Origin of the sequence: Streptomyces sp. NPDC052301 (assembly GCF_044593395.1) — a bacterium.
GTDB lineage: Bacteria > Actinomycetota > Actinomycetes > Streptomycetales > Streptomycetaceae > Streptomyces.
In genome coordinates this window covers 120,111-144,261 of sequence record NZ_JBIUBE010000017.1, presented here as the reverse complement: position 1 = coordinate 144,261, position 24,151 = coordinate 120,111, and the positions used below count along the sequence as shown (strand labels likewise).

Sequence of the window (24,151 nt, the reverse complement as noted above, 5' to 3'; positions counted from 1 at the left end):
CGACTACGAGGCCGCGTTGCGAACCCTCCTGGGCTGATGAAGACGGGCGGCCGGTGCTGCGCGCCGGTCCCACGTTCCCGTTGCGAACCCTTCTGGGCCGATTACGACCAAGTCCGTCGACTGGACACGCCGAGCCCCGATCTTGTTGCGAACCCTCCTGGGCTGATGACGACCCTGGTCCTCACCTCCGCCACCCAGGTCAACGCCGCGTTGCGAACCCGTGACGACAATTCTCGACCAGCTCATGTACGGCGCCCGCCAGATGTTGTGAACCCTCCTGGGCTGATGACGACTCCGGGGCCTTCGTAGACGTGGTCCCAGATGTTGCGTTGCGAAACTCCTGGCTGAGGACGACCGGCCACGTCCTGGGGTGAGGGAACGATGACCTGGTCGTTGCGCACCCTTCCCGGTCTGATGACGACCCGCTCCAGAAGCCCCACGGCGGCCCTCCTGCCAAAGGTCGGGCCGCCAGCGCTTGGGCGAGCCCGACGCGCTGCTGCTGGCCGTCGGACAACTCCGACAGGCGCCGGGAGAGTTGGTCGCCGAGGGGCAGGGCGTCCACGACGGCCTCCAGCCAGGCCTGGTCGGGCCGGCGGCCCGTTATCTGCAGCGGCAGCAGGATGTTCTCGGAGCCGTTCAGCTCGGACAGCAGGTGGTACTGCTGGAACACGAAGCCGATGCGATTCGCGCCGCAGGTCCGTGCGCCGCCGCTCGGACAGAGCGGTGATATCGGTGTCCTCGACGGTGATCGTCCCGGACGTCGGCCGGTCCAGCCCGGCCAGGCAGTGCATCAGTGTCGACTTGCCCGACCCCGACGGCCCCATGACGGCCAGGAAGGCGCCCTGGGTGATGTCCAGGTCGCCCTCCCCCACAGCGCCTGCACCCGGAGTCTGCTCCGCCGCCCGTTGCGTACACCTTGGTGATAGCCCTGGCCCGGACGGTCACGCGTGTGAGCGTGGCCGTGTTCATGGACAGCTCCCCGTCCCATCATTCCTGGAGGTTCACGAAGCAGGACACGGTGCCGTGGGAGTCGGGCTTCTTCTCCTCAATCTTGAGCTGTCCGTCGACGTAGATGCGGCACTTCGTCCCATCTGGGGCGTGCACGACCCCTATCTGGTTGAAGCCGAACCCGACGTTCTGCGCGCGGCTCCACGGCAGGTTCCGCGCGCTCACCGTCTCGTCGTTGTCCCCGGCGAAGCTGTAGGAGATGTCCGCGACCCCAGGGCCCGTCACTTCCAGCTTCACGTCCCAGCTCTTGCCGAACAGGCCGCAGCCGGTCAGGGACACAGCCGCCATAGCGGCGGCGCCGGCCGCCAGCAGGGACGTGACACCGGATCGCGGGAAACCGGACTTCATAACAACTCCTGAAGATCGGAAGGACTGTTCGTCGGTACGCCGATGATTCTGCGAGCCGACCGGCCGCTGGTGGTGCCACCGAAAGACGGTACGTGTGCTCCGGGCATCGGCTGAAAGCACGTACCCCTCGGTTGGCCGCGATGCCGGCGGGGCCGGGGCGAGACCAAGCCCGACGTAGGTCCCAGGTCCTCGGCCGCGTTCAGCTTGCAGGGCAGCCCATCTCGAAGACCCGCATGATCGCTGAGGGGGGATCCGCCGATCCGCTACCCGCCGCAGCCTGCGGCGCAGCCACAAGTCCCTCGCCGGCAATGCAGCCTCAACCCCCCAACGCGTGAGCGCCGCACGCGGCCCGTCTATCCTCCTCGCCATGTCGCCCGTGCTCCGGTTCCTAAGACCGCCGGCCCCCGAGGCCCTCGCCGTTGCCTGCGTATGTACTTTGCTGCTGGTGATCGACGCGGGCGTGGTCAGCCGAACCGAAATCGGCCTCGCAGTCGTCGCGAGCGGCGCACTTGTTCTGGGTGCGGCTGCCGCCGTCCTGCCTGCCTACCGGGCCGGCCGCCAGTGGACGGCCTGCGCGATGTCCGTGACCGCGGCGGCAGTCTCGCTGCTGACGACATCTCTGGTGCAAGGTACGGTGCTGCAGCGCACCCCCGGCTGGGCCGAACTCGTCGGCCTGCTCGGCGTGTTGTGCCTGTCGTGCCGGTACGGCCGACCACTGCCGCTCACGCTGTCGGGCCTCGCGTCATTCGCAGCCGTCGTGCGGCTGACCGGCCGGGCACCCTCCCTGTCGTACCTGCCGGTGCTGGACCGGCTCGACGGCCTGTTCCCGCTTCTGCCGTCCGCCCTCGCACTGCTCGGCGGCTATCTGCGCACCGAGGACGGCCGACGCCGCACCGCCGCCGAGCGGGTGCGCCACTCCGAGCGGCTCGACCTGGCCCGTGACCTGCACGACCACGTCGCCCACTACGTCACCGCCATCGTCGTCCAGGCCCAGGCCGGGGAACACACCGCGGCACACGACCCGGACACCGCACGACAACTGTTCGCCAACATCGAAAAGACAGGGCAGGAGGGACTGGCAGCCATGAGCCGCATGGTCCGGCTGCTGCGCGAACCCGGCGCCGAGCAGCAGGCCCCGGTCACCCCCGCCATGACCGCCGTTGAGAACCTCGTCCGACGCTTCTCCACTCCTGGACAGCACGCCTGGCTGAACGTCGAGGACGGCCTGGACGGCACCGCCTGGTCCCCGCAGCTCGCCCGGTCCGTGGAACGCGTCGTCCAGGAAGGCCTGACCAACATCCGCAAACACGCCCGTTCGGCCACCACCGTGCACGTCCTGCTGACCGGCGACGAGGATCGGCTGGTGGTCCGCGTGCGCGATGACGCAGCCCGTCAGCAGCGCGGCCGGATGCGGTTCAGAGCGAGCGGCTTCGGACTGGTCGGCCTGACCGAACGTGTGGCCGAACTGGGAGGTGAGCTCACCAGTGGACCGATGCCCGAGGGCGGCTGGGAACTGGCCGCCTCGCTCCCCGTGAAGTGACGGGGCCCAACCCTTCGCGTGCGTCATCCCGTACGCCTTGAAAGACGGAGTGAGGAGACGACGCCTTGAGCGTGTCAGTGGTGATTGCCGATGACCAGGAGATGGTGCGCACTGGCTTCCGCCTCATCCTGGAGAGCCAGGACGACATCCGCGTGGTCGCGGAGGCCTCGGACGGTGTGGAGGCCGTAGAGACAGTCCGGCGGCTGCGGCCGGACGTCTGCCTGATGGACATCCGCATGCCCAGGCTCGACGGCCTGGAGGCGACGAAACTGCTGCGCCAGGACGAGACGAAGATCGTCGTCGTCACCACGTTCGACCTCGACGAGTACGTCTACGGCGCGCTGCGGGCCGGCGCGAGCGGCTTCGTGGTCAAGAACTCCGGCCCCCGGCTGCTGATCGAGGCCGTGTACGCCGCCGTCAACGGGGACTCCCTCATCTCCCCTTCCGTGACCGTACGGCTGCTGGAACACCTCGGCCGACCCTCCCGCACCCACACCAGGGACGCGGCCGCGCGACGACTCACCCCGCAGGAGCTCAAAGTGGTGACGCTGGTCGCCCGCGGCCGCACCAACCAGGAGGTCGCCGAAGACCTGACGCTGTCCCTCAGCACGATCAAGAGCCACCTCAGCCGCATCCAGAACAAACTCCCGGCCCGCAACCGAGTGGAGATCGCGGCGTGGGCCTGGGAAAACGGCATCGTGAACTGAGCGGAGCGCGCCTGCGGCAGCGCTGCGCACCGAGCTTCGCACACCCTGGAGAGGTCGCCCCACTGTTGCGGCAGCAGGCGCCCGTATCAGCGAAGGCATCCGCAACCTGCGGGCCACTGCGGGCACTACGGTGACCGCCAATGGCGGCAAGCTGCTGAGCGGCGATCTCCTGTGGCTACCGTAGGATCCACGGCGAGCTCGCAGCGCTCGGCATCGGGGCGGATCTCTGCGACCATGCCCACCGCGCGCTCACGCAGCTCGGGCAGCTAGGGGGACGGACGTGCCATGACTCGGTCCTCTCAGGGAATCGAGTCTCCATCAGACCCGGAGCGGTCACAGCGCACAGGCCGCCCACCGCCGGCCGGCCCGGTACGCCCACAGGAGCCCGGCAGGCATGGGCGCCAGGATGCCGCTCGCGACGATCGCGAGCCCGATGCCGCTGCGGCTCACCACACCCGCCTCCAGAACCACCAGCAGCGCGCAGACGCATGCCGCGGCCACGGCCTCCGGTGCGGTGCGCGAGAGCGAGAGGGGCATGACGTGGAGGACAGACGCGGTTCGCGTCCCCGCGGAGGGGGAGAGCGGATGCGTACTTTCGGCCAGTGTCGCTTCGGTGAAAGCGGTCTTTCAGCGGCATCGGGACCCGCCGGCCGCGTCCCAGAATGATCCGCGTCCGAGACGACCGATGCGTGCCCCACGAGGAGTTGCTGTGAAGTTCCCCGCATCCCGTACCTACGTCAGGCCGCTGGTGGCGGCCGGTGTCGCGGCCCTCTGATCCATCGCCGTACATCGCTGGGAAGGGCGGCAAGGAGGCCGCTCGGGCCGAACCCCCGAGGGGACCACCGGACGGTTGTCAACGCGGAGAAATGAAGCGGTGCCCGTAAGGGAAACGTTGCACGAATCTGCACAATGGGCCAGCGGATCGATGTGACGACTTCTATGGTCCATCGCTCTGGCGAAGAATCTCAGAAATGGAGAGCGCTCGATGAAGAACCCGCTCAAGAAGACTGCGTTAACTGTCGCGGCCACGGCGGCTCTGTCCGCGATCATCCCCTTGAGCTCGGCAGCAGCCGTCGACCGTACGGACTGCGGCAACCGCACGGACTTCGTCAAAATCACGAACTATAACTGGCGCCAGACACTCTGCTTTGCCAACGCAGGCGAACAGAACGTCCACATCTACCGCGTGAATCAGGTGGAGGCAGGGAACAACCGGGTCGAGGTCATACTTGGTGGCAGGAAGTACACCATTGAGAGGGGCAGTTCGATAACGGACGTCGAAGGTCTCGAACAAGAACTGACGTACATTAAGGTCTTCTGATCCCGGTGTGTCGTCCCGCTACGGCCTGTTGCTGCGCGGCGGCTCGGATGAGGCCGTCCAGTTGATGCTGCAGGGCGAGGGGTACGTCATGGTCCGCCCCGGCGAGCTGACGCCCCAGAAGGCGCAGCAGCACTGACACGCGGAGTGATCCGCGTCTCGAAGCAACCCCTCCGCTGTCGTCGGCGTCCTGATCCACAACAAGGCGATGCCCCGGCCGTCGCGGCTGGGGCATCGCCCTGACCTATACACGCCATGTATACATCGAGCGTCTAGTCGCTATGTATACACTCCGCGTATAGAAAGGCATCATGTACGGCAAGGCTTTACCAGGGTGCCCTGACCACCCTGTCCGCGAACTCCTCCCTGGTCGACGTACTGGCCGCGGGCACCGAGCAGTTGCGGGAGGCAGAGCGTGCCGGGCCGCGCGACGAAGCGGCCCGCTGCGGGCTCGCCGTCGCCGAGCAGCACCGGCGGCTCGGCCAGGTGCGGGACGCCGACCGGGCATGGAAGGCGGCGGGTGCCGCGGGTCGCAGCGAGGAGGTCTGCCGGAGCGGCCATGCCCTCGCCGTCCCCGGTGTGGAGCGGCAACTCGCCTTCGAGGACGTAGAAGTACTCGTCAGGCCCCTCGTGCACATGGGGCCTGGCGCCGGTGGTGCCGCGCACGAGGCTGAACTCCTCACAGGCGAAGTGCGCGACGCCGGCGGCGTCCATCAGCTCGCCGTCTGTGCGGCTGAAGATCACTCATACGAGCATGGTGCAGGTCCCGCACCGTAGGCGCCGGCCCGACAAGCCGCGAAGGTACCCCGCGCTGCACGTGTCGGCAACGGAGGCCCGGTCCGGCCGACCACGGGGCCCGGCGCTGTCGTCACACAGAAAGGGACTCCGGGTACGACGATGCAGATGTCTCCCACACCCTCGCCGGTGCAACCGCACGGGGACGTGCCGGCGGCCTCCTGGAGGAAGGTCTTCACCGGTCGGACGGCCGAACTGCGGCTGCTGAAGGAGCTCATGCTCAACGGCGGGCGCGGCTGCTTCGTGGTGTGGCTGCACGGCATGGCGGGCGTCGGCAAGAGCACGCTGCTGCGCCGGTTCGCCGAGGAGGCCAAGGCACACGGCCAGGTCACCCACAGTGTCGATCTGCGGCACGCGGACGCGACGCCGGAGGCGTTCCTGGCCGCGCTGAAGGCGCAAGGGCCGCCGGAGGACGCGCAGGTGCTGCTGATCGACTCCGCAGAGTCGCTGGGCCCCCTGGAGCAGTGGTTGCGCGACGTCTTCCTGCCCGCCATGCCCTCTCGCCCGCTGATCGTCGTCGGCAGTCGCCGGCCCCCGTCCGCCGAGTGGCGCACCGATCCGCAGTGGTGGCACGCGTTGCGCAGCATGGAGCTGTCCGGGCTGGACGACGCGGAGTCCGCGCTGCTGCTGCGCCATCGTGGCGTGGACGAGGCCGAGGTCCCGGACATCGTGCGTGCCGCGCATGGGCTGCCGCTCGCGCTGGTGCTGTTCGCCGACGCGCGGGAACACGCCGACCGCTCTGTGGCGCAGCGCCGCTTCTGGGAGCTGCGCGACTGCCCCGACCTGGTACGCGAATTGCTGCAGTTGATGCTGCGCGAGAGCCCGTCGTTGGCCCAGACAGACGCCCTGCACGTGCTGGCGCTGGCCCGGGTCACCACCGAGGAGTCGGTACGGCACGCGCTGGAAGTGCCGCTCGCCGAGGCGCACGCGCTGTGCACCTGGCTGCGCGGCCTGTCGTTCGTACGCAGCACCGCCGAGGGCCTGGTGCCGCACGAGTTGATGCGGGAGGCGCTGCTGACCGATCTGCGGTGGCGCGGTCCGGAGAAGTACGAGTCCCTCTTCGCCCGCCTGCACTGCCAGTTGACGGAGCGGCTCGGCCGGCGCCTCGGCGACCGCTGGGCGTCCGGCGCGGGGCTGGCCCATCTGAGCCGGACCAACCCGGTGGCACGGGAATCGGTGGACTGGCGGGGCGCGGACCGGATCCGGCTGCGCGCCGCCCGCCCGGAGGATCTGGGCGAGGCGATGGCCGCCATCGAGAAGGAGCACGGCGTCGCGGCCGGCGCCCTGGCCCGGCGGTGGTGGGCCTACCAACCGGCCGCTTTCACCGTCGCCGAGGACGGCCGCCGGCTCGTCGGCGTACTCGTCGCTCCGTGCCTGGAGCCGGGCGCCACCGGGCTGCCGGACGATCCGGTGGCCCGCGCCGCCCTGGAGCACACGGTCGGCCGGTCGCCTCTGCGCCGCACCGAACGACTTCTGCTGGCCAGGTGGAGCACCGGCAGTGCCGCGGCCGTCTGCTGCGCGCTGACCACGCTGTGGGCGACCACGCCCGGCCTGGCCATGACCTGGACGTGTACGGCCGAGCAGCAGTCGGGGCTCGCGTCGCTGCTCGAGCTGTACGGGCAGCAGCGGACGGCGCCCGCCGAAGGGCCGGACGGCGAGCGGGTACTCCCCTTCGTACGGGACTGGCGCGGCGCGCCGTTCGACCGCTGGGCCGCGGCACTGCGCGTACGGCTGCTGAGCGACGAGCCCGCGGGCGCGCCCGCGCCGATCGCGGCGGCGGTGGAACCCACCATGCCCTGGCCGGAGTTCGTCGACGCCGTCAAGCACGCCTACCGCAGTGTGCGGGACCCCCGGCAGCTCGCCGAGAACGCGCTGATGGGCACCCGGCTGGTGGCGCCCGGCGCGGACGTGACGGCGCTGCGCGAGGTGCTGACCGAGACGGTCACGCAACTGCGCGCGCATCCCGGGCAGCGCCAGCTGGGCGACGTACTGGAAATCACCTACCTGGGCGGGCCGCGCAGCCAGCAGGCCGCGGCCAGCAGGGCCGCACTGTCCTTCAGCACCTACCGGCGCCGGCTCTCCGCCGCGCTGACGCAAGCCGCGGAACTGCTGCGGGAGCGCGAGCTGTACGGGGCGGTGCCGCGGTGAGCCGGCCGAGGGCTGCTCACCTCTTGCTCATCCCGTGCTCACCCCGCTCGCCGAGGGGGTCTGCGCGGGATTCCCGGTGGTTGACTGGCAAGCCCGAAGCGGGGCCGTGCGGGGCCTGGCGACAACCTTCGATCAATATTCGATCACTTTCTGGCGAGTTGGGGACGGGCGTTGAGTGAGATCGAGCAGGACGATGCGAAGCGGCGGCAGCGAGCGCGGTTCGTCGAGACGCTGACGAGCACCGCCCGGCAGCCGGGAGAGCACTCCCGGCTGGGCGTCCGGGTCGCCGGGGCCACCGCGGTGCTGGCGCTGGCGGCGGGCGGCACTCTGGGACTGGGCGCGTGGCGCAGCTATCAGGCGGACGAGGAGGCCAAGGGGCAGAAGCGGGCCGCCGGGCAGACGGCGGCGCTCAAGAAGGTCACCGCCTCCCCGTCCCTGTCCCGGTCGGCCTCCGCGAAGCCGGTGAAGCCGGCAAAACCCGCACAGTCCGTTCCCCGGGCCGCTCCCCCGGCTGCCGTTCCGGCCGCTCCCCCGGCGTCCGCTGTGAAGCAGCAGTCGAAGCCCGAGTCCGAGAAGAAGCCGAAGAAGGAGCGACCGAGCCCGCTGGTGTTCTCCTCCGACCGGTCCGGAGTGCTGCTGAAGAGCGCGGCCACCGGACTGTGCGCCGACCTTCCGAATACCGGTCCCGGCTACTCCACCATGCCGATCATGCAGAGTCACTGCGACGGCTCCGACGGGGACAACCAGCAGTGGACCGTGCAGGTCCACCGCGGCGACACCGGCCCGGGCGGCGCCTCGCTCGTCCTGCTGGTCAACGCCAAGGACGGGCTGTGCATCGACGCTCCGGACAAGGCGGCGAAGCCGGCAAACATGCTGGTCCAGGAGGCGAACTGCCAGTCCTCGTTGGATGACAACCAGTTGTGGTGGATCTCCCCGGCCGGTGACGGCAACGTCAGGATCCACAACTACCTGAGCGACCAGCTGTGTCTGCAGGTCTGGGGCGACAGCCCGAAGTCCACGAGCTGGACGTCGATCGACCGGTGCAGCGACCCCGACAGCGTCTGGCGGCTGATCTACTGACCCGACGATCCACTGACCGGCCGAGCGGCCGGCTGATGTGCGACGGCCCCGGCGGAATCCTCCGCCGGGGCCGTCGACGTCTCAGGCGCCCGAACCGCCGGGCGCCTTGCCGAGCGAGCCGAGCGGGAACCGGGCTGCGCCGATCATCTCCCGGCATCGGTCGGCGGCCAGCATCGCGGCCAGACCGGGCAGCTGCGCCCAGGCGTCGTTGGACAGCGCCCGCTGGTCGACCTGTTCCTGACGCGCGCCCTCCAGCTCCCGCACGAACAGCCGGTGCTCCTCGTACCGCGTGTTCCGGATCGCTTCGGCCTCGTCGACGGCCTGCGCCCTGACCTGTTCCTCTTCGAGGGCGGCGCTCACCTGTTCCTCGGCAGTGGTCAGCCGGTCCTTCAGCTCCGCGAGCGTACGGGCCGCGCGCTCGGCGGCCGCCCGCGCCTCGTCCGCCCGGCCGCGGGCGACGTCCCGCTGCGAGCGGGCCGTATCGCGTTCGGACGCCGCGGCGGACACGGCGTCCGGACCGGGGTCGGTACGCGCCGCCGCAGTCCCGGCAGGACCGGAGGCCGACGGCCGGCTCATCGCGGCCTCCTCCCGGAGGTCGCGCAGCCTCTGTTCCGCCCGCGTGAGCCGCTCCTCGGCCGCCGTGACGGTCAGGTCCCGTTCGCCCACCGCGCTGTCGGCCTCGGCTTGGGCCCGCTCGGCGTCGCCGAGCCGCTCGGTGAGGTTCTGCCGTTCGAGCCGCGCCTCGGTGAGCTCCTTGACCGCGGCGTCGTGGGCGTCGACCGCCCTCTTCAACGCGGAGTTCGCCGCCGCCAGTTCATCGGCGGTGCGGGCTTCCTTCGGCGCCAGCTCCGTCTCGCGGGCGGCCGCGTCCGCCTCGGCCTGGGCCGCGTCGTCGGCGGTGACGATCGCGGTGCGCAGCACGTCCCAGGTGGGGGTCGTGGCCGGGGTGAGGTCGGCGAGCCGTCCGTCGGCGTCGAACGGCCAGAACCGCAGCCCCGTTCCGCCGCGTACCACGACTTCCACCGGACGGTTCGCCGCCACGGCGGTGCGCGAGCCGACGTACAGGGCGCGGGCCAGCCGGCTGCCGTCGGGGTCCGGCCCGAGGTCGAGCCAGAGCTGGGCTCCCGCGTCCGCGCCGTCCAGTGCCCCGGCCAGCGCTCGGGGTAGCTCGGTGACCGGGTGGGTGAACCAGTCCCGCAGCGGGGCGCTGGGCTGCCCGGCCAGCATCGCCGGCAGGTCGTAGACCTGGGGGGCGACCCGCGGGCCGATCACACCGTGCCCGAGCAGTTCCCGCTCGAACATCCGGACGCCGGCAGTGCCGGTGACGTACCGGGTGCCCTCCGGTCCGGTGACCGTGATCACCGCGTCCACCAGTATCTGGTGGCTGCGGGTGTCGGCGCCGGTCGAGGAGCGGCTGGTGTTGCCGGTCTTGATCCGCTCCCGCTGTCCGGCCGAGACCGCGGCCCCGCCGGTGCGGGCGTTCGGCTGCCGGGCCAGCAGCGGGGCGGTGAAGCCGACGACGTGCAGGTTGGGCCGGTTGCCGCTCAGGGTGGACTGGTAGCCCAGGCCCGCCGCCGTGCTCATGACCGAGGAACTGCTGGTCGAGCGCACGGGCTTGCGCAGCCGGTCCACGGCGACGTCGTCGGCGTGGGTGATCGACCGCGGGTTGTGCAGGGTCACCTGGAGGGCGGGAGTCTCCGCGGGGTCGCTCTCTCCCGGCCAGGAACCGGGCATCGTGGTGGTCAGTCCCGCGGCCGTGCCGGTCATACCCACGGAGATGCGCCCGGATTGGATGAGTTCGCCGAGGCGGCTCACCGCGGCCTCCGGCGTCGCGTCCGCCGACAGACCCCAGGCTCCGGCGGAGTCCGGCGCAACCGCCGCGAGCGCCTCGGCGAGCTGTGGAAAGCCGTTGAACCCGGTCACCGGCGTCGGACCGGTCGGGACCAGTGCGGGCCCGGCGACGAAGGGCCGCCCGCCGTCCGGGGCCGGTGTGTGCGACGCGGTCCGTCGTGGATCGGAATGGGTGACGCGCGGCCACACCGGCGGATCGTGCGGGCGCGGGGTGGCGGCTTCCGAGCCGACGAACCGGATGTCAACCAGCGCCGGGACCCTGAGCTGAGGGCGCCGCGGGCCGCGGATCATCCGGGCGAGCCGCTGGGCGAGCGGTCCGCCGCCCGGTTCGGTCAGGGAGACCCAGCCCTGGTCCAGGAGACCGCCGAGCAGGTCCGGCGGCCAGTCCCAGATCAGTTCGGAGCGGACTGTGCCGGTGATGTCGTAGACGATGTCGTCGAAGTCGGCGGCGTTGCCGGTCCGCGTCCACTGCCGGTCGTCGGCGCCGAAGTCGTTGCGCGTGGCGCTGCCCCGGGTGACGGAGGCGGTCAGCGTCGGGCCGGTCCGGTCCGTGCGGCCCGAGCTGCCGCCGGGGCGCGGGTACCGGGAGATGGGGGCCGCGGTCACCTGCAGGGTCCGGCTGATCCCCTGGGTGTCGGAGCGGTTCTCCGGCGCGTGGATCTGCGTCGTCTCCACGGCTGTCTTCTCGCCCGCGGGCCGCCCGAGCAGCGCCGCCCGGGCCGGGGGCCCCGCCTGCGGCCGGGCCTCCAGGGTGACCTCTATCAATCGGGCGCCGCCGGTCGCGGCGTACCGGAACCACATCCGGACCGTGCCCCGGGCGGGCAGGACGCGCAGCGCGGGCGGTGCGGTCAGGTCCGCGAGCCGGGTGGCCACACCCGGCAGGTACGCGGAGTGGCCGGGCCGGGTCACGCCGGGCGCCGCCCGCTCCACCTGCGCCACCAGCTCCTGGTGCAGCCGGTCGCGGACCTCGTTGCGGCGCACCGGGTCGTCGACCTGGGTGAGCGACAGGACGCTGCCGGTGCCGATCTCGCCGGTGCGCACGAAGTGGTCCGGCGGGGGCAGCGTAGGATCGGCCGGGGCAGGCCGGGGCAGGCCGGACACGTCGGCGAACCAGCGTGCGTAACGGGCCAGATGGCTGGGGGCCATGGTGAACTCGACGGCGCGGGGCAGGTCTATGGCGACCGTGACGCCGCCCCGGCTGCCGTAGCCCACGAGGTTGCCGAAGAAGTTCCGCGTTCCCTGCCGCAACGTCACCAGCACGGTGGCGTCGGCGGTGATCAGGTACTGGTCGGCCGCGTCCGTCGGGATCCGCACGACCGAGGTGCTCGCGGAGTGCTCGACCGTCGCCTCGGTACGCCTGCTGCCTGCGACCCGCACACTCGGGTTGGCCTGCGCGACCCGCGGCGGCGGGCTGCCGGCGGGCGCGGTGGGCAACGCCTGGAGCGCCAGGACTCCACCGCCGAACTGGTGGGACGTGGCCACGGAGCGCTGTCGGCTGGACGTGTCGGTCGCGTTCAGGTCCCGCTGGCCGTGGCTGCCGAAGGAACCACTGTACGAGGCGTTGTGCAGATAGCCGGTGATCTCCAGGGACATCTCCTGGTCGGCGCCGAGGCCTGGCAGGACCAGGCCCTCGATGACGTAGACGCCGCTGAAGATCTGCTGTGCGCGGGCGAGCAGGTTGGCGACACTCAGGTGCTGGTTCAGGACCTCGCCGGCGAAGGCGCCCTGGTCTCCGGCGACCGGGCCGGTCAGATACTCGCTCAGCCAGACGCCGGGCGCGGTCACCGCGTGGGGCACCCGGCTGCTGAAGGTGTGCAGCCCGCGGCTGAGCGCGCCGGCGGCCGGGCGGCCGGGATAGGTGCCGGTGGCGAGCTGCCGGAACGCCTCCCTGAGCGCGGCGCGGGCCCGGAAGACGTCCACGATCGCGTCGTCCGGCAGCCGGATCAGGCCCGGCTGCGGCGCTCCGGCGGGGTCCGTGAGGCGCAGTCGCACGGAGTCGTCCGTCGCTGCCCCGCCGGTGCGCGGCGCGCGGATCTCGTTCCGGGCCGGTGCCGGCACGATCCGGCCCTCCACCGGGACCGTCCGCTGGTGCGGCACGGCCAGTGTGATGTGTCCGGCGATGGTTTCCGGTGCCTGCGGGGCGGGGCCCCGCAGGCCCAGCGGGCCGACCGGGGCGGGCCGCGGGTGTTCGGACGCGGGGTCGGACGCGGGGTCTGCGAACCGCACCAGCGGGTCCTCGGCGCTGCCCTCGTACAGGTTCAGCGCGAACCGGGCCGGGACGGTGAAGACTTCGGTGCCGCCGCTGGACGTGATCGTGGTCTGATCGCCGCCCTGCGAGGATCCGGCGGACGCGGAGGCCGAGTGCTGCTTGCCCCAGACGTACTCGCCGGTGGTGTCCAGCGCCGCCGCGCCGCCGGCCAGCGCCCACCGCGGCCCGCCTCCGAAGCCCAGCGTGCCGCCGAACTGGTTGGCGCGCTGCCGGGTGCCGCGCGCCTCGAAGGAGGTGTTGCCCGCGGTCTGCACCTCCGGCAGCCGCCAGATGTGCGTGGCGGCCGGGGTGCCGGCCTCGCCGGGGCGCGGAATCCGGTCCCGGGCGGCGGTGAAGCGAAGTTGGACGCGGCGGATGCCGCCCATCAGACCCGGCCGCTCGAACCAGACGGACCGCCCGCCCTCGACGGCGTCCGGCAACGCGGCGGCCAGCCCCAGCCTGGACCGCAGTTGCTCAAGCCGCCGTACGTTGGCCAACTGCGCCCGCGTCCGCGCCTCGTTCCACTCGAGCCCGTGGTGCTCGACCGGCGGCAGGAAGCCCTCCCGGCGCAGCCATTCCTCGGCCCGGTGGAACATGCGGTCCACGCCGTGGACGGCGAGGGGTACGGCGGAGAAGCCGACGCTTTCGAGGTGTTCCAGGTGTCCGGGCAGTGCGCGCAGCTCCTGCCGCGTGGGTGCGTGACCGGTGCCGCGCGGCAGTACCCGCAGCTGGACGCTCTCCGGCCACGGGCCGTATGAGCCGGTGATCCGGCCGCCGCCCGCCCGCACGAGCGTGATCTCGTAGGTGACGTCCGCCGGGACGTGCAGGTGCGAGGCGTCGGTGTAGAGGGCGTGCATCATCGACGCCTTGTTGCTGGTGTTCAGGGCGTCGCTGGACTGCCAGGACAGGCCGGCCTTGCCGAAGACCCCCCCGCCCGTGCGACGCGCGGCGTTTGGATGGCCCTTCGCGTGATCGGACGTGAACGACGGCCCGCCGCTGCCGTCGAGCCCGACGCCGCTGGTGAGCCGCGCCGAACGGTCCACGCCGGTGGTGTGGGTGATCCAGGACTCCAGCCTGAAGTCACCGTTCGGGGTCTGCGCGCTCGCGCTGCCCGGCCGCACGGCGGCGACGAGCCGGAGGACGCCGACCGCGTTGCCGCTGCCGTCCACCAGCAGCGGCGAGTACACGCCGCGGTCGCGCTGCATGCTGAGGGTGTTGCGCAGCATCTCCTCGGAGAGGAACTCCCTCAGCTCGCCGTGGGAGCCCTCGCTCAGGTTCCGCAGGGCGGCGAAGGCGTTGTCGGCGAGCAGGTCGTCCAGCAGCCTGCCCGGTTCTGCCACGGCGTCCACGCCCCACAGCTGGAGGTCGTCCAGCCCGGCCGGCTCCGGGAACGGGCCGAGGGCGCCGCCGTGGCCGAAGGCCCGGTACTCGGGGAACCAGACGGTCAGCGAGCCGTGGCTCTGCTCGGCGCCCCAGCCGTCCGTCGGCGCGCTCCCCCCGGCGTCCACCCGCACCTGCCACTGGCCGGTGAACTCAAGTACGTGCGCCTGGTCGTTGGCGCGCTGCATGGACGTCGTCATGACGCCCTCGCTGACCGTGGCGGACTGCGCGAGCTGATTGTGCGTCAAGTTCAGGGTGAGCGCCCCGTCGAACCAGCGCAGCGGCCCGGCGGGGCCGTTGTAGAGCGCGGACCACGGGATCGGGATCGTCCGCATGGTGCCGGAGCTGTCGGCCGTGGAGGAGGTCTGCGTGCCCTCGCTCTGCCGCTCCAGCCTGGTGTCGCGGGGCAGTCCGCCCTGGGTTCCCCGGGCGGCCGGCTGTGGGTCCGTCAGGCGCAGCCGGACGTCCACCGTGTGCTGCGTGCCGTCCACGGTGACCGTGACGCGATACCCCCGCGTGCTGCGCACGTACGGCAGGTGCAGCCCGATCTCCGCCGCGCTCAGCTCCTCGCGGAGCTGCTGGAGCGCAGCCGCCTCCGCGTCGCTGCCCGACGGCACACCGAGGGCGGTCAGCACCTGCTGGTGGAGGGCGGCGAGCACGTCGTCGGGAAGCGGCTCGTGGGGCACGAGTCCGATCAGTCCGTCGTGCCGGGAGCCGTAGGCGCGGGCGTACCGCGACAGAGTGCGGGGCGCAGGTGTGCTGACTTCGCCGTCGCCGTCGCCGCTCTGCGCAACGGGGGCCTGCCCGGACCCCGGCCCACCCGAACCGGAACCAGACCCGGCACCGGAACCAGACCCGGTCCCGGCACCTGCCCCGCTGCCGCCGGCCGCAGGACCGCGGGAGCTGCCTTCGCCGGGATCGTGGGCGGCGGGGGCGCTTTCGTCGGTGGTCTGTCGCGTCGGCCGGGGGTCGGCGCCGAAGAACACCGCGGGCTGTGCGGGGCCGGAGGCCTTGGCGGAGGTCGCGGCCGGCCGGGCGGTGCCAGAGGTCGTGTCGCCCCAGGCGAAACCGGGGGTCTCGCCCGCGCGTTCCGGTCCGGGGCGCCGGGGCTGCTCGGCCGCGGCGACGGGTTCGGTCGCCGCCCAGCGGCCGGTATGGGGTCCGGACCGCTCCTGCCGGACGAGGACGACGGATCGTCCGTCGTCGGGTCCGGTGGTCCACGGTGCCCGGCCCGGTGTCAGCACCGTGATCCGCAACTCGAGCCCGCGTGCCGCGACCCCGATGGTCAGCCAGTCCAGGGACTCGGGGCCGTTACCGGCCCGCAGCCCGCGGACGACCGCTTCCGCACTGCCCTCGTGGGACGTCCCGGGCAGCCGGGACGCGCCGTCCGGCCCGTCCGGCACCGTCTCCGTGGACAGCAGCGTGCGTGCGGCGGGCGCCCTGCGCAGGTCGGCCGCGACCGCGTCGGCGATCTCGGCGCGCAGCTCCGCCGGGGTGGCGGGCCGGCCCTGCCCGACCATCTGCCCGCTCTCCTTCGACGCTACGGCGATCAGCGAGTGCGCCAGCGCGTCTCCACCCGCGAGGACGGGCACCGGGAGGAGTCCGCGTTCGGCGAGTTGGTCCTCCACGGAGGCGGGCGGTGCGGCGGCGGAGGTCTGCGTCACGGACGTGGCGGGGGTTGGCGTGGTGTGGGCGGCCGGGGCGTGAGTGGCCGGATCGGCCGGCGCGGTCGTGGCCGCCGGAGGCACCGGCTCCGCCGCTGCGGGCTGCGCGGCCGTCGCGGCGGGGGGCTGCTCCGTCACGGAACCGCCGCCCACGGTCCGGCCGGGGCCCCGCCAGGCGCGCCCGGCCTCCGCCGCAGCGGGGGCGGACGTCCCCGTCGTGGGCGGCATGTGAGTGGCCGGCTCCTCCAGCTCGGTCGTGGTGGCCGTGGGTGCGCCGCCGAGCAATCCGCCGGACTTGCCCGACACCATGATCTGGGCGATCACTTCGCCGCGCGCCCGGATGGGCCGCCGCAGCTGATCCGAGGTCAGCTCACCGTGCAACCTCCTCACGGTCTGCTCGTCCACATCCACCGGGTCGTTGCGCCCCAGCCCCTTCAGGCGCCGCATTTCCCTGATCACCTCGGCGAGGAGGATGGACAGGTCCCCCGCGTCGAGCCGACTCCCGCCCTGCTCCGCCTCGCCGTTCGGGCCGTGCGCCTCCGGCACCAGGCCAAGGTCCTTGTGGTCGCCGCGGACGTCGAACCGCAGCAGCCGTACGGCACCGTCGGGGCCGGCCAGCAGCAGGTCCACCGGAGCGCCCAGGCTGTCCGCCAGCTCCGAGACGGTCTCGACCGGATCGCTGCTGAACGACCGGGCAGCGGCCTGCAGCACGATCCGGACCGAACCCTGCGGTTCCGTATTCATAGCGGGGAGCAGGGCTGCCCCCAGTTCATCGGCGTCGCGCACCGGAACGTTTCCGGTCAGCTCCGAGACCAGGAACACCAGCGGAGTGATGCCGTCGGACGGGGGCTCGTAGGCAAGCACGTCCCATGCGGGCTCCGCACTCGGCGATACGGACCCCGATCGGCCGGCTGCCGCATCCGGCCCGGATTCGTCGACCGGTGGCCGCTGCGCGAGGGAGCGCAGGACGTCGATGTCCAACGGCCGCCCGTCTGCGGACGCCTGGAGGGCGGCATCGACGAGCGCGCCGATGTGGGCGTGGCTCACCTCGTCCATGGAGTCGATCCCGAACACCTCCCGGGTGTACTCGGTGATCGCCAGGGATGCGGTGCCGTGCGGGAATCGTGCCCCGGCCGGCCCGCTCAGCGACCGGATCGCCGCCAACCGCGCCGTGTCCTGCTCATCGGTGCCGGGCAGTTCGGAACCGAACAGTGCCCGGGCCGTCCGTACCGTGTCCGTCACCTGTCGGCGACGCTCCTCCGGGGTGCCGCCGGTCAGTCCCAGGTCCGCGGCCAGTTGGTCCACCTGTTCCGCCGGCGGTCCCTGGGGCTGGTTGAACCCGTCCCAACTCGCCCAGCGGACATGCCGGTCGAACCGCTCCATGCCCTCCTTGAGACTCTCGACGATCTGCTCCACCGTGAACCCGCCGAGGAACAGCGAGCGCGAGTTCATCAGGACCGCCGGCCGGAATCCCTGTTCCAGCAGGAACTTCTGCATGAGCAGATGAACGTTGACCCGGCTGTTGGCATCCGTGAACGGCTGAAGGACCTGCAGCGCCCGGGTCACCCGGGCGATGGCCCGAAGCTTGTCGTCCGGCCCTGCCGCGACCGCCACCTCGCCGTAGTAGCGGTCCAGCGCGGCCTGTACCACCAAGCGCGCCTCTCGGGGGGAGTAGTCGATGGAGACCTGTCCGCCCTGCTGTCCGTGGTGGAAGACCACCAGTGGGTTCGGCGTCCCCGGTTGCCGTCGCTCGCCGACGGCGAACAGCAGCCGCCGGCCGAGCAGCAGATCGTCGTGGATGTCCGGCGCGACGCGGTCGACGCCGGTGCCGCGCATCGTGGTCCTGCCGTCCTCATGGCCCGACCACGTGGTCGCCGTGTTCTGCCCGGTGCCGGGTACGAGATACCGGGTGGCCATGTTGTGCAGTTCCTCGTACGCGTCGGCGTCGATGCGCGACCAGTCCCGTCCGATCCGCCCGCCGTCGAGGACCTCCCGGTACGCCGCGGTCATGCCCTGCCGGTAGCCGGGGTACGTCGTGGCGTCCAGGTGACCGCCCACGTCCTCGGCAGATCGCCGGAAGGCCTCGTCATGCACATTGGGGTCGATGAACAGACGCCACCACGAGCTCTCCGGCAGCAGGCGCGACAGCGGCGGTGCCGTGGAGCCCGGCGTGACCCCCGTCCGGGCGTCCGCGTAGAACTCCTGGACGCGTTCGTCCGGGAACCGGCCGCCGACCGCGACGTGCTCCCGCAACTCCTGTTCCGACAGCGGTGGCAGCCGGTGGTAGCGGCCCCAGTTGTCGTCGTAGTCGAAGCCCAGACCGCGGCGGTCCGGATGGGCAGCCTCGTTGCCCCACAATTCGGCGGCCGCAAGGAGTTCATGGAGTGTGTGATGACGGTTGGACAGCAGCGTTCCGACGGCCGCCATCCGCATCCACCGCAGGTCCAGGCCCGCGTCCCATTGCTCGTTGGCCGCCTCGGCTGCTTCGAGCAGGTTGTAGACGGTCCCGGAGGTGCCGGTCAGGATCAGGCCCCCGCTGCGTTGGGCGGTCGCGTGCGGGGAGTCCTCCAGAGTGAGCGGCCGGGTGTCCCCGGCCGTCGGCATGGGCGGGCGGTGATCGATGCCTGACTGCTCCTCACCCGGCTTCCAGGTGGCGCCGTCCGAAGAGAACGCCCGTTCTGCGGAACTGAGCGGCGGACGCAGTTCGTGCGGGGCGCGCCGGTTGAACGGACCGTCGGACGGAGCACCGCGCCAGCGGCGCTCCTGTGCGATCACCGGCGGGTGGGAGAGCGACGTACCCAGCAGCGTGCCGAAGACGCCGTATCGCAACGCGTTCCACACGAGAGTCGACTGCTCTCGGAAGTTGCCGTGGCGGGCGACCTGTTCGAGCGCCTGTGGATCGGTGCCGACTGCACCGGGAACGACGTTCTGGGGGGTGCCGAGCCTGCCCCGCATCGCCGGGGGCGTCCTCTCCCAGAGGACGCGGGCGAACGCGGCCATCTGCTCGATGACCTGCGGATGCTCCGAGAGATAGTCGCCGAGCCTACGCTCGTACGCCTCGGCTTCGTGCTGGTAGCGCAGCCGCGCGAGGTCGGCTGGGCGCACGGGTGTGGCGTGGGTGGGCGGAGCTTGGGCGGCCGGTGCCTCGATGGCCGGGGCTTGAGTGCGCGCGGCCTCGGTGGCCGGGGCTTGAGTGGGCGGGGCCTCGGTGGGCGGAGCAGCGGAAGCCTTTGTCTCCGTGACCGGCTGCTTCGGTGTGGTTGTGTCCGGGCGTGGGCGCGCCGTAGCGGAGACGGGCGCCGCCTCCGCAGGCGGCTGGGTGGCCGGTTCCTCCAGCATGGTCGTCGTGCTCGTGGGCGGCGCCAGCCGCGGGTGTCCGGACGGTACGGCCGCCGCGACGGGGGCCGAGTGCGTCTCGAGGGCGACGTCCAGAGGGGCCGTGGGCCGCGGTGCCTGGGCGTGGGGCTGCGGGTGCAGTTGCTGCTCGGTGTCATCCCACATCGCCCGGAAGTAGGCCCAGACCTCATTCTCGGCTTGCACCGCCGTCACGGGGTTGACCACCGGAACGTCCCCGTTGTTCCGGGGGCCGTAGAGCCGCTCCAGCAGGGGCAGCAGTTCCGGCTCGTGCTGCCGTACCCAGTCGGGGCCGTTGTTGCGGACGGCTCCGGTGTACCAGTCGGTGCCCTCGTTCGCGCCCAGGTAGGCGTTGCTGAGCTGGGCGAAGTACTCATGCGCGTCGTGGGAGGAGTAGTTGGTGCCGGGGCGGACGCCTGACGGGTCGCGCAGCGGGCCGTCGGGCCAGTGCGCGGCGTCGCCTTCGGCAACCTTGGTCTGGTAGGCACTCTCGATGAGCGCGCGGTCGGCAGGGCTCAGCCCGCCCTCGTGGATGGCGTGGGCGAACTCGTGGGTGAGGGTGGAGTAGCCGTCCGCGTAGACGCCGTCGCCGGGCACCGCAGTGGCCTCGCCCAGCAGGTTCTCCTCCGGGACGGCGACCTGGCCGTTGTGGTGGATGCCGCGCACGGTCGAGTAGGGTCGTCCGTCGGCGCGGGCGCCGTACAGGTCGGCGAACGGTCCGAGCGCGGTCAGCGGGGTGTCCCGGGGGACCACGAACAGCCGGGTGCCCCCGGCCAGCAGGCGTTCGGTCACCTCAGAGTCGGCCAGCATCCCGGTGACCAGAGCCTGCGCCTCCCTGCGGGCAGAGATCGGCTGTTCGACGCCGTCGGGCACCCGTACCAGCAGTTGGGCGGCCGTGTCGGCGAAGTCCGCGGGCGGTAGTTGTCGCCGCAGGTCGGCGATCAGAGCCGGGTCGGCGGCCAGCGCGTCCAGTTGACCGGACGGCAGCAGCGTCAGCTCCCGGGTCCGTTCTTCGGGCGTCATCCCGGGCAGGCGGGCGGCGAGGTCGGCGGGAGGAGCCGGCAGCACGGCGGGGGCGGGAGTCGGTGTCGTGGGCGTCGCCTGGGCGGCCGGTGTCGTCCGGGCCGTCGCGTGCGCCGGAGGTGCGGCCTGGGGCTGACCGGTCAGGGAGTGCAACAGAGCGGTGGCGGGCAGGTGTCCACCCCGCAGGTACTCGGCCGCGACCAGGTCGATGACCTCGCCCATCCGCGGCAACACACCCTCCGGCCGCTCACCGGGCGCCACCTGAGCGATCCGCCTCGTCACCGCCTGTTCGGCCCACTGGCGAGAGGTGTCCCGGCGTTCCTGCGGCACCGAAGGGTCGTCGAGCCGCGCCCGCGCCGTGTCGATGTCGAACCGCGCCGCACCCGGGTGACGGATGCCGGAAGCACCCCCGCCGACCGGGCCCTCCGTCACCGCCGGCGCTGAGCGCTCCGGTGTCCTGGTCTCGGGGAACGTGGGCCCGGTCGGGCCCGGTTCGGTGGTGGTAGTGGTGGTCGTGCTCTGGCCAGTGTTCTGCTCACGGTTGCCGACAGGCCGGCCGCCACCGGACGAGGCGGAGGGTCCGTCGTGCTCAGCGGTGGGGGGGCCTGCCACGACGCCTTCCGGACCGGGGCGGGAGCCGGGAGGCTGCGTCTCGACCGAGGCGCCCTCGCCGCCGTCGACAGGGACGTTCCCCTTCCCGTCGCCTTCGGACGGGCCTGGACGGGCTCCCGTCGGCTGCGTCTCGACGTAGGTGTTGCTGCCCTCGTTGGCGCGTAGGTTCCCGCCGCCTTCTCCGGCCCCACGGCCACCGCCGCCGCCCGCGCCGTCGGGGATGTCGCCAAGCGTGGCGGGGCGGTCGTAGCCGATTCCGGAAGGCTTGGGCGGCTTGACGACGCCGGGCGTCTCCGTGCCGAAGCGCATCGCGCCGTCCGGCCGCGGCTGCTTGTGACCGAACAGGTCGCCCATCGGTTCGTCGAGGGTGCGCCCGCCGTAAGCGAAAGGCGAGGGCCTGGGACCGCTGGACGTCGTGCCGCCACTACCGCCGCCGGTCGCGTCGGACGGCCGATCGCCCAACGTCGCGGGACGGCCGTACCCCCGGGACGACTTGGTCGGCACGGGATGACCCGAGGAAGCACCTTCGGACTGACCCGGCTTCGGCAGGTTCGTCGGGAACTTGTCACCGGGCTTGTCACCCGTCGTCCGGCCACCGACCGCAAACGAATCCTTGTTGCCCGCCGCAGGATTCGCGAACGACACGTTCTTCTGCGTACCGTTCGGATCATCCGGACTGCGGTTCAACTGCCGGCCACCGACCAACTTCGGATCCGTCCCCGCCGGACTCTCCCCCTGCCAACCCGCCTTCGCAGACCCAGGACCCGACTTCGGCACAGGAAGCGAACCACCGGCAGTGCCCGACGAGGACGACGAGACCTCGCCGGCCTGAACGCCACCGCCGTCTTCACCGTCGCCACGGCCACCGGCGCCGCCGACGCTCTGCCCTTCGTTCAGGCTGCGCCCGCCGTAAGCGAAAGGCGAGGGCCTGGGACCGCTGGACGTCGTGCCGCCACTACCGCCGCCGGTCGCGTCGGACGGCCGATCGCCCAACGTCGCGGGACGGCCGTACCCCCGGGACGACTTGGTCGGCACGGGATGACCCGAGGAAGCACCTTCGGACCGACCCGGCTTCGGCAGGTTCGTCGGGAACTTGTCACCGGGCTTGTCACCCGTCGTCCGGCCACCGACCGCAAACGAATCCTTGTTGCCCGCCGCAGGATTCGCGAACGACACGTTCTTCTGCGTACCGTTCGGATCATCCGGACTGCGGTTCAACTGCCGGCCACCGACCAACTTCGGATCCGTCCCCGCCGGACTCTCCCCCTGCCAACCCGCCTTCGCAGACCCAGGACCCGACTTCGAATCAGCCGTACCTTGACCTGCACGCGCACCCGAGTCCGGCATGTCGGTGCTCGTGGGGCGGGCGGCGCCGGTTCCGTTGCCGGTCGCGTGTGACTGGTCGGCGGACGCGCCGCCTCCCGATCGACCGGACTGCGTCGGAGCCGCGTGCGCCGCTCCGCTGCGCCCCGCCGCACCTTCCGGAGCAGCGGAACCTGAAGCCGCAGCGCCGGACGAGGGCGTCGGTCCCTCGTCCCCAGCGGTTCCGGTACGTTCGCTGACCCCCGGATGTGAGCCGGGCGGCTGCGTCACAGCGGAGCCGTTGTTGCCCTCATCGGCACGAACGCCGCCGCCTTCACCCGAACCCGAACGAGAACCCTCGGGCCCCGCCCCGACCGAGGCCCTGCCACCCTGGTCGGGGCGCACGTTCCCAACGCCCTCGCCGGGTTCGCGCACGCTGCCTCCGGACCCGCCGAGGGGAGCCTGACGTTCCTGGCCCACTCCCGAAGCCGGGGGCTTCGCGGAGGCGGCAGTGGGCTCCCCGGGACGGTTCACGTGGGCCGGGCGCGGTTGGAGGTGGCCGAACGAGTCCTTCGGGCGTTCGCCGAGAGGCCTGGGCCGGCTGGGCGTGGAGCCCTGGGGCTCACTCTGCTTCGACGTCGTCGGCATGGACTTCGCCCGTGGCGACCATGCGGCCGACCCGGAGCCGCCGTCGGCTCCCGATTTCCACGGCTTCCACGACGTCCACGCCGCCGGCTTCTCGATCGGCTTGCCGTCCAGCCGCCCGTTGTAGCCCTCAAGCCCGCGCCCTCCGGAGGCGCCCTCGGCTCCCGACTTCCCCGAAGCGCTCGAACGACCCGACGTCCACGGCGTCCACGGCTTCCACGGCGCCGTCGGCTGCTCCAGCGGCTTGCCGTCCAGCCGCCCGTTGTAGCCCTCGAACCCGCCCAAACCGCCCTCGGGCCCCTTCAGCGGATTCACCACGAACTTCTGACCCGGCGCAGCACCCAACGGCCCGTTGTTTCCGCTGAGCCGGCCCGGCTCGGCCTCGGCGCTGATGGTCACCTTCGGGACGGTGGTGTCGGCGACGGGACCGGGCTTGGCGGGGTTCGGCTTGTAGCGGAAGCCGGCGTAGGCGCCGAAGCCGCCGCCGAGGATCCCGCCAAGGCCCATGCTCAAGGCCTCGGCGCCCCAGTCGATGTCGTAGTCGGTGCCCGCGATGGCGGCGCCCGCCTCGCCGACGGCGACATCGATGCCGAGGTTGGTCGCGGCGCCCGCCACAGCGCCGCCGAGGCCCTCGGCGATGGCCCTGCCGATCGGGGTGAGACGGGCGGCCATCTGGGCGAGCACCGGGATCAGCCGGCTCAGCAGCGCGCCGATCATCGACAGCAGGCTGCTGAGCAGCGGCCCGACGAACAGGAAGGCCAGCCCGACGATGGCGCCGAGCAGGCTCGCCCACATGGAGGCGTTGACCTTCTTCGCGTATTCGTCGGCGGCCTTGTGCAGCTCCTCCGCGTAGCGGTGGATGGTCTGGCCGATCGTCCAGGCGGTCTCCGCGGCGTCGTCGATGGTCTTGCCGAGCGCCTCGTCCCACGCCCGGTGCGCCTGGTCACCGGCCTCGCCGGTCATACCGAGGCCGCCCAGGTGCCCGCCCACGGCGACCCTGCGCTCGTGCAGCTCGTCGCCGAGCCGGATCCAGGCATTGCCCAGATCGATGATGTCGTCCAGGCTGATGGTGTCGAGTACGGATTCCGCGGTTTCCATGGTGTCGGCCGCCCTCCCTGGGCGCTGTGC

At 72.0% G+C, this 24,151-nt stretch carries 9 protein-coding genes and 3 pseudogenes; 7 read left to right on the top strand and 5 right to left on the bottom strand.

The window, feature by feature from the left end; all coding sequences use genetic code 11:
* Positions 1-199 precede the first annotated feature (199 nt).
* The 3 genes and pseudogenes from ACIHEJ_RS35240 to ACIHEJ_RS35230 form a co-directional block, all read right to left on the bottom strand.
* A complete protein-coding gene (locus ACIHEJ_RS35240; protein ID WP_400141679.1) occupies positions 200-670 on the bottom strand; it encodes an ATP-binding cassette domain-containing protein in 471 nt (156 codons plus the stop codon).
* A 79-nt stretch (positions 671-749) separates the two neighbouring features.
* Positions 750-824: pseudogene (locus ACIHEJ_RS35235) on the bottom strand (ATP-binding cassette domain-containing protein); the annotation flags it as partial.
* Positions 825-987: 163 nt separating this feature from the next.
* Positions 988-1,356: an MmpS family transport accessory protein gene (locus tag ACIHEJ_RS35230; RefSeq protein ID WP_400141678.1), complete on the bottom strand. Its 369-nt coding sequence runs from the start codon at positions 1,354-1,356 to the stop codon at positions 988-990.
* Between the two features lie 367 nt (positions 1,357-1,723).
* On the opposite strand from ACIHEJ_RS35230, the gene ACIHEJ_RS35225 reads away from it, so the two are divergent.
* Positions 1,724-2,896, top strand: a complete 1,173-nt coding sequence (locus ACIHEJ_RS35225; protein WP_400141677.1) for a sensor histidine kinase — start codon at positions 1,724-1,726, stop codon at positions 2,894-2,896.
* Positions 2,897-2,997: 101 nt separating this feature from the next.
* Positions 2,998-3,603, top strand: a complete 606-nt coding sequence (locus ACIHEJ_RS35220) for a response regulator (RefSeq protein ID WP_400141711.1) — start codon at positions 2,998-3,000, stop codon at positions 3,601-3,603.
* Between the two features lie 333 nt (positions 3,604-3,936).
* On the opposite strand, the gene ACIHEJ_RS35215 is transcribed toward ACIHEJ_RS35220, so the two are convergent.
* Positions 3,937-4,140, bottom strand: a complete 204-nt coding sequence (locus ACIHEJ_RS35215) for a hypothetical protein (RefSeq protein ID WP_400141676.1) — start codon at positions 4,138-4,140, stop codon at positions 3,937-3,939.
* A 448-nt stretch (positions 4,141-4,588) separates the two neighbouring features.
* Here ACIHEJ_RS35215 and ACIHEJ_RS35210 point away from each other — a divergent pair, with 448 nt between their 5' ends.
* The 5 genes and pseudogenes from ACIHEJ_RS35210 to ACIHEJ_RS35190 all read left to right on the top strand — a co-directional run bounded on the left by ACIHEJ_RS35210 (position 4,589) and on the right by ACIHEJ_RS35190 (position 8,944).
* Positions 4,589-4,924 carry a beta/gamma crystallin domain-containing protein gene (locus tag ACIHEJ_RS35210; RefSeq protein ID WP_400141675.1) on the top strand — a complete coding sequence of 112 codons (336 nt, stop codon included), beginning with the start codon at positions 4,589-4,591 and terminating at the stop codon, positions 4,922-4,924.
* A 22-nt stretch (positions 4,925-4,946) separates the two neighbouring features.
* Positions 4,947-5,060: pseudogene (locus ACIHEJ_RS35205) on the top strand (AIM24 family protein); the annotation flags it as partial.
* A 146-nt stretch (positions 5,061-5,206) separates the two neighbouring features.
* Positions 5,207-5,455: pseudogene (locus ACIHEJ_RS35200) on the top strand (hypothetical protein); the annotation flags it as partial.
* Positions 5,456-5,824: 369 nt separating this feature from the next.
* Complete coding sequence (locus ACIHEJ_RS35195) at positions 5,825-7,864, top strand: hypothetical protein (RefSeq protein WP_400141674.1); 2,040 nt, start codon at positions 5,825-5,827, stop codon at positions 7,862-7,864.
* Between the two features lie 171 nt (positions 7,865-8,035).
* Positions 8,036-8,944, top strand: coding sequence for an RICIN domain-containing protein (locus tag ACIHEJ_RS35190; RefSeq protein WP_400141673.1), 909 nt, complete (start codon positions 8,036-8,038; stop codon positions 8,942-8,944).
* Positions 8,945-9,025: 81 nt separating this feature from the next.
* On the opposite strand, the gene ACIHEJ_RS35185 is transcribed toward ACIHEJ_RS35190, so the two are convergent.
* Positions 9,026-24,121 carry a hypothetical protein gene (locus ACIHEJ_RS35185; protein WP_400141672.1) on the bottom strand — a complete coding sequence of 5,032 codons (15,096 nt, stop codon included), beginning with the start codon at positions 24,119-24,121 and terminating at the stop codon, positions 9,026-9,028.
* Between the last annotated feature and the right edge of the window lie 30 nt (positions 24,122-24,151).

What these genes read in the sequence shown, in the direction of transcription:
- ACIHEJ_RS35230 (WP_400141678.1), bottom strand. Translation starts at nt 1,356, where the DNA reads ATGAAGTCCGGTTTCCCGCGATCCGGTGTCACGTCCCTGCTGGCGGCC.
- ACIHEJ_RS35225 (WP_400141677.1), top strand. Translation starts at nt 1,724, where the DNA reads ATGTCGCCCGTGCTCCGGTTCCTAAGACCGCCGGCCCCCGAGGCCCTC.
- ACIHEJ_RS35220 (WP_400141711.1), top strand. Translation starts at nt 2,998, where the DNA reads ATGGTGCGCACTGGCTTCCGCCTCATCCTGGAGAGCCAGGACGACATC.
- ACIHEJ_RS35215 (WP_400141676.1), bottom strand. Translation starts at nt 4,140, where the DNA reads ATGCCCCTCTCGCTCTCGCGCACCGCACCGGAGGCCGTGGCCGCGGCA.
- ACIHEJ_RS35210 (WP_400141675.1), top strand. Translation starts at nt 4,589, where the DNA reads ATGAAGAACCCGCTCAAGAAGACTGCGTTAACTGTCGCGGCCACGGCG.
- ACIHEJ_RS35195 (WP_400141674.1), top strand. Translation starts at nt 5,825, where the DNA reads ATGTCTCCCACACCCTCGCCGGTGCAACCGCACGGGGACGTGCCGGCG.
- ACIHEJ_RS35185 (WP_400141672.1), bottom strand. Translation starts at nt 24,121, where the DNA reads ATGGAAACCGCGGAATCCGTACTCGACACCATCAGCCTGGACGACATC.